This is a genomic window from Algibacter aquimarinus (assembly GCF_039543265.1).
GTDB lineage: Bacteria > Bacteroidota > Bacteroidia > Flavobacteriales > Flavobacteriaceae > Algibacter_B > Algibacter_B aquimarinus.
The window spans coordinates 126,666-142,099 of record NZ_BAABJK010000007.1 but is presented as its reverse complement, the minus strand read 5'-3'; the positions used below and the strand labels follow the sequence as shown (position 1 = coordinate 142,099).

The window sequence follows — 15,434 nt, the reverse complement described above, 5'->3', positions numbered from 1 at the left end:
TTTATTTGATGGCTTTGTAGTCAAGAATTTTAACATCTTGCCCGTCTTTTACACTTCTTGCTCCTTCATCAACAATTTCGTTTCCGTTTTTTAGCCCAGAAAGTACTTCAATATAATCACCTTGAGTTTTACCAGTTTCAATAATTACACGCTTTACTACTCCTTTATTATCAGATTTATCAGAAATAGTGTAAACATACTGTTCACCTTTTGCATTTTCAGAAATAATACTTTGAGGAATTAGAATAGCTTTATCATTGGTATAATCGTTAATCTTAAGTTTAGCCGTTAAGTTTGGTTTAATAGACTTGTCTTTGTTGTCTAAACCAACCTCTATTTTAAAGGTTCTGTTTGCAGGATTAATGAAATTTCCTGCTTGACGAACTTTAGCATCTACTTGTTTATTTAAAACCGTAAAATCTACCAATACATCTTTACCAGCAACTACATCAGAAATATAACGTTCGGGAACATCTGTTTCGATATACATATTTTGGAGATTGACAATCCTAAATAAGGGTGTTGAACCGGGAGCTACAACAGACCCTTGATCTGTAATTACATCATCAATAGTACCCGTAAATGGTGCTCTAACTACTGTTTTTGAAACTTGATTTTGTAATTGGTTTACTGCCTGTTCTTGTGCTTCAAAAGTAGCTTTTGATTGTAAATATTGAATTTCACTTCCTATTTTTTGATCCCATAAACGTTTTTGGCGCTCAAAAGTTGTTTTAGCTAAAGTCGATTGAATTTTTAATTGGGATAGTTGCTGACTTAAGCCACCATCATCTATTCTTGCAAGTATTTGCCCTTTGCTAACACGTTGTCCTTCTTTTACATAAACAGTTGATAATACGCCAGAAAATTCTGCATAAATAACAATATTTTGTTTTGTACTAACGTTTCCTTGTAGCTCAACAAAATGTGTAAAAACATCTTCTTTAGCTTTAAAGGTGGTTATTAAAGGTATTTTTTCCTGGGGGTCTAAATCTTTAATTTTAGCTTCAATTTGCTTTAATTGATTTGAAATTTCTTGAGCCGAAGCATCTAATTCTGTTTTTCTTTTACGAATCAGTTCTAAATCGTTTGTTGCTATAATATCTTCTACAGATTTTTTCTTGTCTCCGCCACAAGACGAAATAAACAAGGCTAAGAATAAAATTGAATATATATGTTTCATGATTTTTTAGTTTTGGATATTTAATAAGTTTTTTAATTCAGCCTTTTTATTTATAACATTGATGATGGCTTGTAAATATTCTTGTTGACTATTGTATAGTTGCATTTGTGCTTGTCTTAAATCAAAACTCCCAGCAACACCTTCTTTAAATTTTATAGTATTTTTCTTTTCAATTTTTTCTGCTAATGCTAAGTTTTTTTGCTTGTTATTGTATGTGTCAATTGCTAATTGGTACTCGTTTTTAACATTTTTAAATTCAAGTGATAACTGATTTTCAGTATCAATAAGGCTATTTTTAGCTTTGTTCCATTCAATTTTAGCACGTTGTCTCTTAGCTTTTCCACCAAAAGAGGTGAAAATTGGAAACGTTATACTAAGCCCAGTAGAAGTTGTGAAAAACCATTCTTGTTGAGCTTCAAAATAATTGCCGAAGGATTCCGAAATACCTAAGTAGTTAGAGGTAAGAAAAGCATTTACTTTTGGTAGTTGTTCAGACTTTTCTAACTTATATTCTAATCGTTTACTCTCTGCGTCATTCGCAGCTATTTTGTAATCAATATTGTTACTTACAGAATGTGAGTCGCTAATTAGGTTTAAGGAAATATTCTCAACTACTAGCGATTCCAAAGAGTCTGTTAATTCTATAGTTTCACTTTGTTCCAATCCCATCAAAATTTTTAAATATCCCTTAGAAATTTCAGAAAGTGTTTCTAGGCTTCTTAGGTTGTTTTCTAGACTGGAAAGTGTTAATTGTAATTGTTCAACGTCTTCTTCTTCAGTTAAACCGTTCTCAAATATCTTTTTAGTTTCCTCTAAATTGTCGGATAACACCTTGATATTGTTTTTAGTAATTCCAATACTCTCTTTAGTTAACAATGCATTATTATAAGCACTTATAACAGTGGTTTCAATAGTATTTACCGTTTTGTCTTTAGCGTTCTTGGATATATCTAAGAATACCTTGTTAGATTGCAAACCAACAATATAGCCACCATCAAAGATTAACTGATTAAGCGTTACACTTGGCGTTACCTGGTGCTTTGGAAAAATGAACCCAAATACATCGCCTGGTTCGGGATCAAAAGCTCTTACTGCATTGAAATTATAGTTAACAGCACCATTAATTTGAGGTAACCCGCGTGAGGATGTTTCCCAAACCTGTTGTTCAGCAGCTAGAATATCTAAGTCTGCATTTTTTATGGTTTTATTGTTCTCTAGAGCATAATTTATGGCCTCTTGCAGGGAGAACTGATTTTGTTTCTCTTGCGAAAACATAAGTGTACTACTTAGAAAACATAAAAGTAGAATTGGTTTTATTTTCATTTTATGATTGATTTGATGTTATAAATTTGTTTAATATTTTTAATCCTTTTTCTGTAACTATAGCTCTTAAGTGATACTCTAAATAGCTTTCCATTAAATAATTCATAGTATATAATTCTTGAGGGAAAATGGAATTATCTTTTATACCTGTCATACCATTAAAATACATTCTAGAAATAAAATCTACATCAATAGTGGCTCTAAATAACTCCGTATCAACACCTTTTTGTAAACTGTCTTTCACAGAGTCGTGCATTTTTTCAAATTGCTTTCGTCTTAATGCATCATATATCTGCGGATAGTACTTTTTTAATTGAAATTGAGGTGATGATTTTTCGTTTTTTAAATGGTGCATTACAAACATTTTAATATCATATAATTCCTCAATAGGATTAATTGATGCTTCGCAAATATTATCGATACCATCGCAAATAGTTTCAAAAAGCTCAAAAGTAACAGCCTCAACTAGCTTAGTTTTATTAGCAAAATGGACGTAAATAGTTTTTTTAGAAATACCCATTTCATGAGCAATATCGTCCATTGTTACACTTTTAAAACCAAGTGTTAAAAATAATTCTGCCGATTTGTGTATTATATTATCTCTCATAATGAATGCGCGAAACTACAACAGGAAACTTTAAAAACAAAAAAAGTTTCCAAAGTTTTACAATTATTTAACATAAATTTTATCTTATAAACGTTTATAATTTTCCGTTGGGGACATATTTTATATTTTTTTTCTGAATTACTTTTTAAAATGGGTTTTCTAATCATATTTAATTCCATTATTTTTGCTTGATGCTTTCAATACAAGAATATCAAGAAGAGTTTATTAGTTACTTAAAAAACTATGAAACCTTAAAAGAACCTAAGAATCTTTATCAACCTATTGATTATATTTTAGCACTAGGCGGAAAACGTTTACGACCTGTTTTAACCTTAATGACTTCAGATATTTTCAATGGAGATTACAAAAAAGCTTTAAATGCCGCTTTGAGTATTGAAGTTTTTCACAACTTTTCGTTGGTACATGATGATATTATGGATGATGCTCCTTTAAGAAGAGGAGAGCAAACCGTTCATGAAAAATGGGATGTCAATACGGGGATACTTTCTGGTGATGCTATGCTTATTATGGCATACCAGTTATTCGAAAACTATGAAGCTGATACTTTCAGGAGTTTGGCAAAACTATTTAGTAAAACAGCTATAGAGGTTTGTGAAGGCCAGCAGTACGATGTAGATTTTGAAACCAGAAATGATGTAACTGTTTCTGAGTATTTAAAAATGATTGAATACAAAACAGCTGTTCTAGTTGGAGCTGCCATGAAAATGGGAGCTATTGTTGCTAATGCCTCTAAAGAGGACCAGAATAATATTTATGAATTTGGACGGAATTTAGGAATTGCTTTTCAATTGCAAGACGATTACTTAGATGCTTTCGGAGACCCAAAAACATTTGGAAAACAGGTTGGAGGTGATATTATTGAGAATAAAAAAACGTATTTGTATTTAAAAGCTTTAGAATTTTCGGATGAAAATGATAGGAGTAATTTGGTTGAACTATTTTCTTCAAACCCTGAAGATGTTAATTCTAAAATAGAACTTGCTAAACAGCTTTTTAAGTCTTCAGGGTCTGCTGATGCTACCAAGCAAGCCATTGAAGATTATACAAACAAAGCGTTTTCTGGGTTAGATAAATTAAATATTTCTGATGATAAGAAAGCTCTTCTAAAAGCATTTGGAACTAACCTGATGAATAGGAAAGTATAATGCAATTGCCTAAAACTTTTGAGAGTTTAATTAAGGAAGCTACTGAATTAGATCTTTACAAAAAACTAGTATTTCAGCTTAATAAAGATTTTTTGTTGGCTAATATAGATTTAGATTTTCATGAAGAAATTTTACCTTCAAGCTTAAAATTACTGCTTCATGAAACCGTTTATAAACTCATTCAAGAAAAGTTTACTGAATATTTAAATCTACTTTACATAATAGACGTTCCTGAAAAACAAGTAAAAGCTTTAAATGGCGAAGACATCTTAAAACTATCGGAGGATGTTACTTTTTTAATTTTGAAACGTGAATGGCAAAAGGTTTGGTTTAAGAATAAATATTCTTGAAGCTATTTTGAAAAATATTCTTTATTAGGTTAAAAGAAAAATCGAACAAATGGCATCCATGGATCTAAGTAAATACTTTGCTCATCGTCATAAAGCACATCGTATCTTACACCAAAAGTAACATTGCCGCTTCTGTAACCTATCCCTAAAAATAATGCCGGTACCCAATAATTATCATCAGCAATATTTAAATTGGCATTAAAATTTCTATCTACATTAAGTTGTTCAAATTCTGTAGACAATTGAATTTCTTGAATAACATTAACAAGCGCTATAATGCTACCTCCTAAAATAGTAGATTTAGAAACGTTTTTTTGATTATTGAATGTTGCGTTAAGTCCAACACCAAGGACAAAAGTGTTGTTAAATTCGTATATACCACTTGGTGCAATGGTTGCGCTAAAAAAGCCATCTCCAAAGTTCAATCCTACTCCTCCACCAAAGCGAACATTCTTCCAAAAATCATTTGAATTTTGTTGAGCATTTAAATTTGCCAAAGAAAAAATAGTGATTAAAAAGAGCGCGAAATATGTTTTACGAATTGAGTGGAATATTTTCATTTACAACAGAAATAGTTAAATAATTAACACTTAAAAAAGTTATTGTTTAAGTAATAAAGCGATCACTTATAAATATACTAAAAGAAACTTTTAATTTTAGTAAAAGTTGTATTTTTACCGAATATTTTTGGCTAACCTTTACGGTATTAAAAATTACAATGGATAAATTTTCCTTTTTAAATGCAGCACATACGGCTTATTTTGCCGATTTATACGACCAATATTTACAAAATCCAGATTCTGTAGAACCAAGTTGGAGAGCCTTTTTTCAAGGTTACGATTTTGGTAGTGAAAATTATGGACTAAGTGGTGAAATTGTTGAGGGTGTTTCAACTCAAATACCAGAACATGTTCAAAAAGAATTTCAAGTTGTAAAACTTATTGATGGTTACAGAATGCGTGGGCATTTGTTTACTAAAACAAACCCAGTTAGAGATAGAAGAACCTATTCTCCAACTTTAGAAATAGAGAATTTTGGACTTTCGGGAAGTGATTTAGATACCGTTTTTAATGCTGGAGAAAACTTAGGAATAGGTGCTAAAACCTTACGAGAAATAATTGCTCATTTAGAAAGTGTTTATTGTAGCTCTATTGGTGTAGAATATATGTACTTGCGCAACCCTGAGGTAACACAATGGTGGCAAGATCAACTTAATAAAAATGACAATCAGCCTAATTATTCTGAAGAGAAAAAGAAATACATCCTTTCTAAGTTAAATCAAGCTGTAACGTTTGAAAATTTTCTGCAAACAAAATATGTGGGTCAAAAACGGTTTTCGCTAGAAGGAGGAGAGTCGTTAATTCCGGCCATAAGTAACATGCTTTTTTATTCTGTAGAAAAGTTTGGAGTTAAGGAATGTGTTTTAGGAATGGCGCACAGAGGTCGTTTAAGTACATTAGTTAATATTTTTAGAAAACCTTTACGCGAGCTTTTTAGTGAATTTGACGGGAAAGATTTTGAAGATGAAGATATTGATGGCGATGTAAAATATCATTTAGGATTAACATTAGATAAAACTTATCAAAATGGTAAGAATATCAAAATGAATTTAGTACCAAATCCATCGCATTTAGAGACTGTGGCTCCAGTTGCAGAAGGCATAACACGCGCCAAAATAGATAGTGATTATGATGGAGATGATTCTAAAATCTTACCAATAATAGTTCATGGAGACGCTGCTATTGCTGGACAAGGCATCGTATACGAAGTAGCCCAAATGAGTAGGTTAAATGGCTACAAAACAGGAGGTACAGTTCATATTGTAGTAAATAACCAAATTGGATTTACTACTAATTATTTAGATGCTCGATCTAGTACCTATTGTACAGATGTTGCCAAAGTAACATTATCACCAGTTTTGCATGTAAATGCAGATGATGCTGAAGCTGTAGTTCATGCTGTAGAAATGGCTTTAGAATACAGAATGCGTTACAAAAAAGATGTTTATATAGATTTGTTAGGATATCGTAAATATGGACATAACGAAGGAGATGAACCCAGATTTACGCAACCTAAACTTTATAAAAATATTGCAAAACACCCTAATCCATTTAAAATATACGCTGATAAACTAATAGAAGAAAATACTATTGATAAAGCTTATCTAGACAATATAATTTCTAACTTTAAGGATACTCTCGAGAAAGAATATTCAAAATCAAAAGAAGCAGATTCTTCTATAGTTAGAGAATTTATGCAAGAACGTTGGACAGATTTTGAACGTCATGGCATAGATTCTATGTTAGAGACCATTGATACAAAATATTCAAAAAGTAAATTAGAGGGTATTTCAAAAGTAGTGTCTACTGTTCCAGATGGTGTTAAGTTTTTAAGAAAAGCAGAACGAATTTTAAAAGGTCGAGCTAAAATGGTTTTTGAAACAGATACTCTAGATTGGGGTATGGCAGAGACTTTAGCTTACGGAAGTTTAATGGAAGAGGGTTTCAATGTGCGTATTTCAGGGCAAGATGTAGAACGCGGAACGTTTAGTCATCGTCATGCTATTTTACGAGATGAAATTTCTGAAGAGCGTATTAACCTTTTAAACATTAATCCCGAAAATAAAGGTAAAATGGATATCTATAATTCATTTTTATCTGAGTATGGTGTACTTGGTTTCGATTATGGGTATGCCATGGCAAATCCTAATACATTAACTATTTGGGAAGCACAGTTTGGAGATTTTAGTAATGGCGCTCAAATTATTTTTGACCAATACCTGTCTGCTGCTGAAGATAAATGGAAAGCTCAAAATGGTATAGTTGTTTTGTTGCCTCATGGATATGAAGGACAGGGGTCTGAGCATTCATCGGCAAGAATAGAACGATATTTACAACTTTGTGGAGATGATAATATGGTAGTTGCAAATTGTACTACACCAGCTAACTTTTATCACTTATTACGTCGCCAAATGAAACGCGATTACAGAAAACCACTTATAGTATTTACGCCTAAAAGTTTACTTAGACATCCTAAAGCAGTGTCAAGTTTAAGTGAATTAGCTGAGGGAGAATTTCAAGAAGTTATTGATGACTCTATAAACCCAAAAACAGTAAAAAAGATGGTGTTTTGCATGGGTAAATTTTATTATGAATTACTTGCAGAAAGAGAGGAGTTAAATCGTGAAGACATTGCTTTAATTAGGATAGAACAACTTTTTCCATTACACAAAGAGAAAATTCAAAAGATTATAGATAAATACCCTAATGCAGAACATTATATTTGGGCTCAAGAAGAACCGAGAAATATGGGTGCATGGGGACATATGATTCAAAGACTGGACATGGTAAAACTGGAAGGTATTACCAGACCATATAATTCTGTGCCTGCACCAGGATCTAGCACAAGAGACAAAAGAAGACAAAAACGAGTTATTGATGCCGTTTTTAAATAATAATTAGATATTAATTCGCAATACAAATAAAATTATAAAGTATGATTTTAGAAATGAAAGTGCCTTCTCCAGGGGAGTCTATTACAGAAGTAGAAATAGCAACATGGTTAGTTGAAGATGGAGATTATGTTGAGAAGGATCAAGCTATTGCTGAGGTAGATAGTGATAAAGCAACACTAGAACTTCCAGCAGAAGTAAGTGGTGTTATAACACTAAAAGCAGAAGAGGGTGATGCAGTAGAGGTTGGAGCTGTGGTTTGTTTGATTGATACAGATGCAGAAAAGCCAGAGGGAAGCGATGCGCCAAAAGAAGATAAAAAAGAAGACACACCTAAAGCTGAAGCGCCTAAAGAAACAAAATCTGATGCAAAAACATATGCAACAGGGTCTGCGAGTCCAGCTGCAAAAAAGATTTTAGCTGAAAAGGGTATGGATGCTTCATCTATATCAGGAACAGGAAAAGATGGAAGAGTCACCAAAGAAGATGCGGTAAATGCAGTGCCATCTATGGGAACACCAACAGGTGGAAGCCGTGGAACTTCAAGAAGTAAAATGTCTATGTTACGACGCAAAGTAGCAGAACGCTTAGTTGAAGCAAAAAATACAACGGCTATGTTAACAACCTTCAATGAGGTTGATATGTCACCAATTTTTGCCTTAAGAAAAGAATACAAAGAGACCTTTAAAACAAAACATGGCGTTAGTTTAGGGTTTATGAGTTTCTTTACTTTAGCTATAGTTCGTGCATTAAAAATGTACCCAGCAGTTAATTCAATGATAGATGGCAAAGAAATGCTTTCTTATGATTTTTGCGATATTAGTATTGCAGTTTCAGGTCCTAAAGGATTAATGGTTCCGGTAATAAGAAATGCTGAAAATTTAAGTTTTAGAGGTGTTGAATCTGAAGTTAAACGTTTAGCGCTTCGTGCAAGAGATGGACAAATTACTGTTGATGAAATGACAGGAGGTACATTTACAATTACCAACGGTGGTGTTTTTGGTAGCATGTTATCTACCCCAATAATTAACCCACCTCAAAGTGGAATTTTAGGAATGCATAATATTGTTGAGCGCCCTGTGGCAATTGATGGAAAAGTAGAGATACGGCCTATTATGTATGTAGCATTATCATACGATCATAGAATTATTGATGGAAAAGAAAGTGTTGGTTTTTTAGTAGCTGTTAAAGAAGCCTTAGAAAATCCAATAGAAATATTGATGAATAATGAAGTTAAAAAAGCTTTAGAATTATAACAGATATATTTAATAAATTAAAAAAAGAGCTTCCAAAATTCCGGGAGCTCTTTTTTTTTTCTAACTAATAATTATAAAATGTTGATAATAATATTTATTGATATAATAATTATAACTAAAACAGTTAAACTTATTACAATGTATTTTTCGAGAAGGCTGTTGTTTTTTTCCATTTTAAACACTTAACATGTGGGGCACTGTCTAAATATAAACTCTGTGCTATTTAATTAACACAGAGTTTTTTTTAATATAATCTCTCAAAGATTTAATAGCACTGTAAATGTATATCAAATTGGAATAAAAAAAAATACGCACTTCTACGTATTTTTATTGGATAATAAAGATTTTAAAAAGCGAAAACTCTAAATCATTACAATTTAGAGTTTTCTATAATTCTCCCTAAGAACTAATTAATAGCACTGTAAAGGTATGTTATATCAACGTAAAAAAAAATACGCACTTCTACGTATTTTTCATAAATGATTTTTATTTAAGCCAGCCCAAATTGATAGCGAAGTTGGTTTATTGTCTAAACCTAATTTCCTTACAATGTTGCTTCTGTGTTTGTCAACAGTTCTAACAGAAATTATTAGTTCTTCGGCTATATCTTGGCTTGTTTTGTTTTCTGAAATAAGTTTAACAATTCTTAATTCAGATTTGGTTAATAAATCTAGTTCAGTTGGTTTTCCATCATAATTACTATGATTTAAATAAGATGCAATTTCTTCACTAAAATATGGTTTATTGTTTGCTACATGTGCAATACAAGTTTCAATCTCTTCTATGGCAAACTCTTTTAAAATATAACCAAATACATTAAACGCTTTGGCTTTGTCGTATAGCTCTTCTTCTTTATCAAATGTTATAAGAATAACTTTAGTTGATAAATTATTTTTTTGACAATCTTCAGCAATTTCTAAACCAGTTTTGTGTGGCATTCTTATATCCAAAATAGCTATTTCTGGTTTTAGCTTTATTATTAGGTTGTAGGCCGATTTTCCATCTTCAGCGCTTCCAATAATATTATACCCTTTTGATGTTAAAAAGTCTGTTAAGCCACGTAACATTAAAGGGTGATCGTCAGCTATGACAATAGATGTATTCATTAATTTTTAGGGATAATTGCTATTATTACAATTTTAAATATAGATATTTCTTCTCATAATCAATAACACCTTTCCCTTTTTTTAAAATATCTGCACCTATTATACCATCAACAGGTTTAGAATTATGGTTGGTTAGTGCTGTGTTTACATGGGTAAGATTAAATAAAACGAGAACAACCTTATTGTTTGTCCATTTGCCAATTTTTACTTTGTTTTTTTTAGCCATTTTTGTTTCCATATCTATGGCGCCAGCACCAGCAGCTTTTATTTCAGAGTTTTCAGCGTTTAGTTTAAAAGTATCAATACCTTCAAAACCCACACACGAACTGGAAGCTCCAGTATCTAAAATAAATAAACCTTTATGGCCATTTATACTAGCCTTTATTTCAAAATGATTTGTTTTGGTAAGGTGTAATTTAATTTTAGTGTAACCTTTAGATAATAAAAATTCTTGAAGCGTATTCATCAAATTTAGTTTAAACAAATATAATCCTATAAAAACAATTATTTTTACAAAATATTATTGACCTTTAAATTAAGTTTTGATTATTACAGATACACATACACATTTATATAGTGAGGCTTTTGATGAGGATAGAAATGATGTAATTGAAAGCGCTCTTAATTTGGGTATTTCTCGTTTTTTTATTCCAGCTATCGATTCCAGTTATACCAAAGCAATGCTTCAATTAGAGCATGATTATCCTGATAATATTTTTTTAATGATGGGGCTTCATCCAACACACGTAAAGAGTAATTATAAAGACGAGTTAAGCCATGTTGAAGTCATGCTTGCCGAACGCTCTTTTTATGCGATAGGGGAAATAGGGATTGATTTATATTGGGATAAATCTACACTTGATATTCAGCAAGAAGCGTTTAAATTTCAAATTAAACTGGCAAAGAAATATAAGTTACCTATAGTAATTCATTGCAGAGAAGCTTTTGATGAAATTTTTGAAGTTTTAGAAAGTGAGAAAGGGGAAGATTTATTCGGTGTTTTTCATTGTTTTACTGGAAATTTAGAACAAGCAAATAAAGCTATTTCTTATAATATGAAACTTGGTATTGGTGGTGTGGTAACTTTTAAAAATGGGAAAATTGATCAGTTTTTAAATCAAATAAATTTGGAACATATTGTTTTAGAAACCGATTCTCCTTATTTAGCGCCAGTACCATATAGAGGAAAGCGAAATGAAAGTTCATACATTATTAATGTACTAGAAAAATTGTCTACAATATATAATAGGTCTCAACAAGAAATAGCAGATATTACAACAAGGAATTCTAAAAACGTGTTTAAAATTTAATAATAATGAGTTTACCTAAAGCCAACATATTACTTATTTATACTGGAGGTACGATAGGTATGATTAAAGATTTTAAAACAGGAACATTACGAGCTTTTGATTTTAAAACGCTTTTAGAGAAAATCCCAGAATTACAAATGTTAGATTGTAATATTGATACAGTTTCTTTTAAAAACCCAATAGACTCTAGCAATATGGAGCCTAAATATTGGGTGCAGATAGCTGAATTAATTGAAAAAAAATATAAAGAATTTGATGGTTTTGTAATATTACACGGAAGCGATACCATGAGTTACACGGCTTCAGCTTTAAGCTTTATGCTAGAGAATTTAACAAAACCAATAATTTTTACAGGATCACAGCTACCCATAGGAGATTTAAGAACCGACGCTAAAGAAAATCTAATTACGTCCATTCAGTTGGCTTCATTAAAGGACAAGGATGAGTCGTTAATAAAAGAAGTCTGTTTGTATTTTGAGTACAAATTATATAGAGCAAATAGGACTACTAAAATAAACGCTGAACATTTTCAGGCATTTGCATCATTTAATTACCCAGATTTAGCAGAATCTGGAGTGCACCTCAAAATTAATAGGGAATACTTATTCAAACCAAAACTTAATGAACCACTAAAAGTTTATAAAAACCTAGATAATAATATTGCATTAATAAAATTATTTCCTGGTATTTCAGAAACCATGATAACAGGGATTTTAGATTCGCAAAATATTAAGGCTGTTATTATTGAAACTTTTGGAGCAGGAAATTGTACTACAGAAAAATGGTTTATCAATTTATTAAAGAAAGCAATATCAAAAGGTATACATATTATTAATATAACACAATGTTCTGGAGGTAGTGTTATGATGGGGCATTATGAAACAAGTAATCAATTAAAAAATATTGGTGTAATTTCAGGGAAAGATATAACAACAGAAGCTGCAATTAGTAAACTTATGTTTATGCTTGGGAGAGAAATTCCAGATAAATTATTCAAAATCACATTTGAATCGGCTTTAAGAGGAGAAATGTCTTAAATTTAACTGTCAAAATTTTAGCGTTCAAACTTTTTTTTGTTATTTGAGCGTCCGTAATTTAAACGTACAAAAAATTAAAGAGAGGTGGCCGAGTGGTCGAAGGCGCACGCCTGGAAAGTGTGTATACCTCAAAAGGGTATCGAGGGTTCGAATCCCTTCCTCTCTGCTGTTATTTTTTATTTTTAATTACTTTTTTTTTATATCTTTAACACTTTAACTAATAAAATTAAGATCGAGAACATGAAAAGATTATTTTCTATCCTAGCTATTGCGAGTACAATGGCATTTGGAACTGTCAATGCAACAACTATTGCAAACACAAGTACAGCAACAACTGTAACTACTACAATTCAAGAAGAAGCGGCTGCTGAAGAGTCTGTTGGGTTTCATCAAGAATTAAAAAAGAGATTTATTGAAGGAGGTCCAGGATTTATGGGGATTGTACTTTTATGTTTGATTCTAGGTTTAGCAATTGCTATCGAGAGAATTATCTTCTTAAATCTTTCTACTACAAATACAAAAAAATTAACCCAATCTGTTGAAGATGCTTTGTCTTCTGGAGGTGTTGAAGCGGCTAAAGAAGTTTGTAGAAATACAAAAGGTCCAATTGCATCAATTTACTATCAAGGTTTAGACAGAACTGATGAAGGTATTGAAGCTGCAGAGAAAGCTGTTGTAGCTTACGGTGGTGTACAAATGGGACAATTAGAAAAGAATGTATCTTGGATTTCATTATTTATTGCACTAGCGCCAATGCTTGGTTTCATGGGTACAGTAATTGGGATGATTCAAGCCTTTGATAAAATTGAAGCTGCAGGAGATATGAACCCTTCATTAGTAGCAGGTGGTATTAAAGTAGCACTTTTAACTACAGTATTTGGTTTAGTTGTAGCAATCATACTTCAAATTTTTTACAATTATATTATTGCTAAAATAGATAGCATTGTTAACGATATGGAAGATGCTTCTATTACGTTAATGGATTTGCTAATTAGACACAAGAAGTAATAATTAAAATTGTAAACTATTATGAAAAAAATATTAACCATAGTATTAGGAATAGTGGGAGTGCTTTCAATAGTGTTTCTTGCTATGATAATATCAACAGGAGATGAGGCTATCGAGTTAGGAGAAGCAGGTGGTACGGTAAATACATTTATGTATATAGCATATTTAGTTTTATTTTTAACTTTAGCTTTTGTAGTGATTTTTTCTCTAAAGAATATTTTTTCTGATTCAGAAAAAATGAAGAGCACACTTAAGGGTGTGGGAATATTTGCTTTATTAGCTTTAATATGTTATTTCGGATTTGCTAAAGGTGAAGAAACTATTTTAAAAGATGGTGAAATATTCACAGAAGGTGGTTCAAAACTATTAGGTGCAGGATTATATTTATTCTATTTCCTTTTATTTATAGCTGGAGGATCAATGTTGTTTTTTGGAATTAAAAAAATGATTAAATAATATGGCAAAACGAGCAGCACCAGAAGTTAATGCAGGCTCAATGGCCGACATAGCTTTCTTACTATTAATTTTTTTCTTGGTAACTACTACCATAGAGAAGGATTCTGGTATAACGCGTAAACTTCCTCCAATTGAGGATGAAACGGAACCGCCAATAATAAAGCAAAAAAACATCTTTACTGTTTTATTAAATAAGAATGATCAATTACTAGTTGAAGATGAAAACATGGAAATTAAAGATTTAAGAGCAGCTGCTATTGAATTTTTAGACAATGGGGGTGATGGTTCTTGTAGTTTTTGTAAAGGACAAAAAGATCCTGCTTCATCGGATAATCCTGATAAAGCGATTATATCTTTAAAGAATGACCGTGAAACATCATATGCTGCTTATATAGCAGTACAGAATGAACTAGTAGCGGCGTATAATGTTTTAAGAAATAGAAGAGCTTTAGAAATTGGTTCATCAAAAGGGTTTCCAAAGATGGATTTTATAAAAATGCAAGACACTTACAAAGATGTTAGATGGACTGGTAATAAAGATAAACTCAAAGCTGTTATAGACCAGATAAAGTTAGAAATACCACAGAAACTATCTGAGGTAGTAGAATAACAGGTAAAATAAATAAAGATTATGTCTAAATTTAAAAAGAAAAAAGACGGAGGTTTAGCTCCTATTAATACAGCGTCTTTACCAGATATTGTATTTATGTTATTATTCTTTTTTATGGTTGCTACTGTAATGAGAGAAGATACCTTAATGATACAAAATGCTTTACCAGTTGCTGATCAAATAGAAAAACTAGATAAAAAGAATCCAGTGAGTTATATTTACATGGGTAAGCCAAGTGAGAATTATAAGAAATTTGGTACTGAAGCTAGAATTCAGCTTAATGATAAGTTTGCAAGTGTGAGTGAAGTGGGTGGATTTATTGCTGCTGAAAGAGGTGCTTTAAGGGAAGAACTTATTCCTTTTTTGACAGTATCTTTAAAGGTAGATAGAGAAGCAAATATGGGTATTGTTGGAGATGTTAAGCAAGAACTAAGAAAAGTAAATGCTTTAAAAATCAATTATACAACAGGAACAGGTGATGCATTAACGAATATGAATCAATAAATACATCTTAATTTGTTAAAAAATATAAGGGTATTCTTTAATGAGAATACCCTTTTTTCATTTAATTGAT

General features: G+C 31.4%; 16 protein-coding genes and 1 tRNA gene. 11 read left to right on the top strand and 6 right to left on the bottom strand.

The window, feature by feature from the left end; all coding sequences use genetic code 11:
• Position 1 precedes the first annotated feature (1 nt).
• From ABD939_RS11750 to ABD939_RS11740, 3 genes are read right to left on the bottom strand one after another with little or no spacing between them, the layout of a single operon-like run.
• Positions 2-1,180, bottom strand: a complete 1,179-nt coding sequence (locus tag ABD939_RS11750) for an efflux RND transporter periplasmic adaptor subunit (protein ID WP_345168797.1) — start codon at positions 1,178-1,180, stop codon at positions 2-4.
• A gap of 6 nt (positions 1,181-1,186) precedes the next feature.
• Positions 1,187-2,503, bottom strand: coding sequence for a TolC family protein (locus ABD939_RS11745; RefSeq protein ID WP_345168795.1), 1,317 nt, complete (start codon positions 2,501-2,503; stop codon positions 1,187-1,189).
• Position 2,504: 1 nt separating this feature from the next.
• A complete protein-coding gene (locus tag ABD939_RS11740) occupies positions 2,505-3,110 on the bottom strand; it encodes a TetR/AcrR family transcriptional regulator (protein ID WP_345168793.1) in 606 nt (201 codons plus the stop codon).
• Positions 3,111-3,301: 191 nt separating this feature from the next.
• Between ABD939_RS11740 and ABD939_RS11735 the strand changes: the two genes are divergently transcribed.
• A complete protein-coding gene (locus ABD939_RS11735) occupies positions 3,302-4,276 on the top strand; it encodes a polyprenyl synthetase family protein (protein ID WP_345168790.1) in 975 nt (324 codons plus the stop codon).
• Positions 4,276-4,626, top strand: coding sequence for a hypothetical protein (locus ABD939_RS11730; RefSeq protein ID WP_345168787.1), 351 nt, complete (start codon positions 4,276-4,278; stop codon positions 4,624-4,626). Before ABD939_RS11735 ends, ABD939_RS11730 begins: the two co-directional genes overlap by 1 nt.
• A gap of 29 nt (positions 4,627-4,655) precedes the next feature.
• On the opposite strand, the gene ABD939_RS11725 is transcribed toward ABD939_RS11730, so the two are convergent.
• Positions 4,656-5,186 (bottom strand): alpha-ketoglutarate decarboxylase, encoded by a 531-nt coding sequence (locus ABD939_RS11725; RefSeq protein ID WP_345168785.1) that lies wholly within the window; start codon positions 5,184-5,186, stop codon positions 4,656-4,658.
• 158 nt (positions 5,187-5,344) lie between these two features.
• On the opposite strand from ABD939_RS11725, the gene ABD939_RS11720 reads away from it, so the two are divergent.
• Together ABD939_RS11720 and odhB are read left to right on the top strand one after the other, a co-directional pair.
• Positions 5,345-8,080 (top strand): 2-oxoglutarate dehydrogenase E1 component, encoded by a 2,736-nt coding sequence (locus tag ABD939_RS11720; protein WP_345168783.1) that lies wholly within the window; start codon positions 5,345-5,347, stop codon positions 8,078-8,080.
• Positions 8,081-8,121: 41 nt separating this feature from the next.
• Positions 8,122-9,333 carry a 2-oxoglutarate dehydrogenase complex dihydrolipoyllysine-residue succinyltransferase gene (odhB, locus tag ABD939_RS11715; protein ID WP_345168781.1) on the top strand — a complete coding sequence of 404 codons (1,212 nt, stop codon included), beginning with the start codon at positions 8,122-8,124 and terminating at the stop codon, positions 9,331-9,333.
• A gap of 473 nt (positions 9,334-9,806) precedes the next feature.
• On the opposite strand, the gene ABD939_RS11710 is transcribed toward odhB, so the two are convergent.
• Together ABD939_RS11710 and ABD939_RS11705 are read right to left on the bottom strand one after the other, a co-directional pair.
• Positions 9,807-10,439, bottom strand: a complete 633-nt coding sequence (locus ABD939_RS11710) for a response regulator (RefSeq protein ID WP_345168778.1) — start codon at positions 10,437-10,439, stop codon at positions 9,807-9,809.
• Positions 10,440-10,464: 25 nt separating this feature from the next.
• The gene (locus tag ABD939_RS11705) at positions 10,465-10,905 is read right to left on the bottom strand and encodes a retropepsin-like aspartic protease family protein (RefSeq protein ID WP_345168775.1); all 441 of its coding nucleotides are present in this window, start codon (positions 10,903-10,905) and stop codon (positions 10,465-10,467) included.
• A 76-nt stretch (positions 10,906-10,981) separates the two neighbouring features.
• Here ABD939_RS11705 and ABD939_RS11700 point away from each other — a divergent pair, with 76 nt between their 5' ends.
• The 7 genes from ABD939_RS11700 to ABD939_RS11670 all read left to right on the top strand — a co-directional run bounded on the left by ABD939_RS11700 (position 10,982) and on the right by ABD939_RS11670 (position 15,364).
• Positions 10,982-11,749, top strand: coding sequence for a TatD family hydrolase (locus ABD939_RS11700; RefSeq protein ID WP_345168772.1), 768 nt, complete (start codon positions 10,982-10,984; stop codon positions 11,747-11,749).
• Positions 11,750-11,754: 5 nt separating this feature from the next.
• On the top strand, positions 11,755-12,786 hold the full coding sequence (locus ABD939_RS11695) for an asparaginase (protein ID WP_345168769.1): 1,032 nt from the start codon (positions 11,755-11,757) through the stop codon (positions 12,784-12,786).
• A 78-nt stretch (positions 12,787-12,864) separates the two neighbouring features.
• Positions 12,865-12,952: transfer RNA gene (locus ABD939_RS11690), tRNA-Ser, on the top strand.
• Positions 12,953-13,026: 74 nt separating this feature from the next.
• Positions 13,027-13,794 carry a MotA/TolQ/ExbB proton channel family protein gene (locus ABD939_RS11685; protein WP_345168767.1) on the top strand — a complete coding sequence of 256 codons (768 nt, stop codon included), beginning with the start codon at positions 13,027-13,029 and terminating at the stop codon, positions 13,792-13,794.
• Positions 13,795-13,815: 21 nt separating this feature from the next.
• Complete coding sequence (locus tag ABD939_RS11680) at positions 13,816-14,250, top strand: SND2/TMEM208 family protein (RefSeq protein ID WP_345168764.1); 435 nt, start codon at positions 13,816-13,818, stop codon at positions 14,248-14,250.
• Between the two features lies 1 nt (position 14,251).
• Positions 14,252-14,860, top strand: coding sequence for an ExbD/TolR family protein (locus tag ABD939_RS11675; protein WP_345168761.1), 609 nt, complete (start codon positions 14,252-14,254; stop codon positions 14,858-14,860).
• Between the two features lie 21 nt (positions 14,861-14,881).
• On the top strand, positions 14,882-15,364 hold the full coding sequence (locus ABD939_RS11670) for an ExbD/TolR family protein (protein WP_345168758.1): 483 nt from the start codon (positions 14,882-14,884) through the stop codon (positions 15,362-15,364).
• The last annotated feature ends 70 nt before the right edge of the window (positions 15,365-15,434 follow it).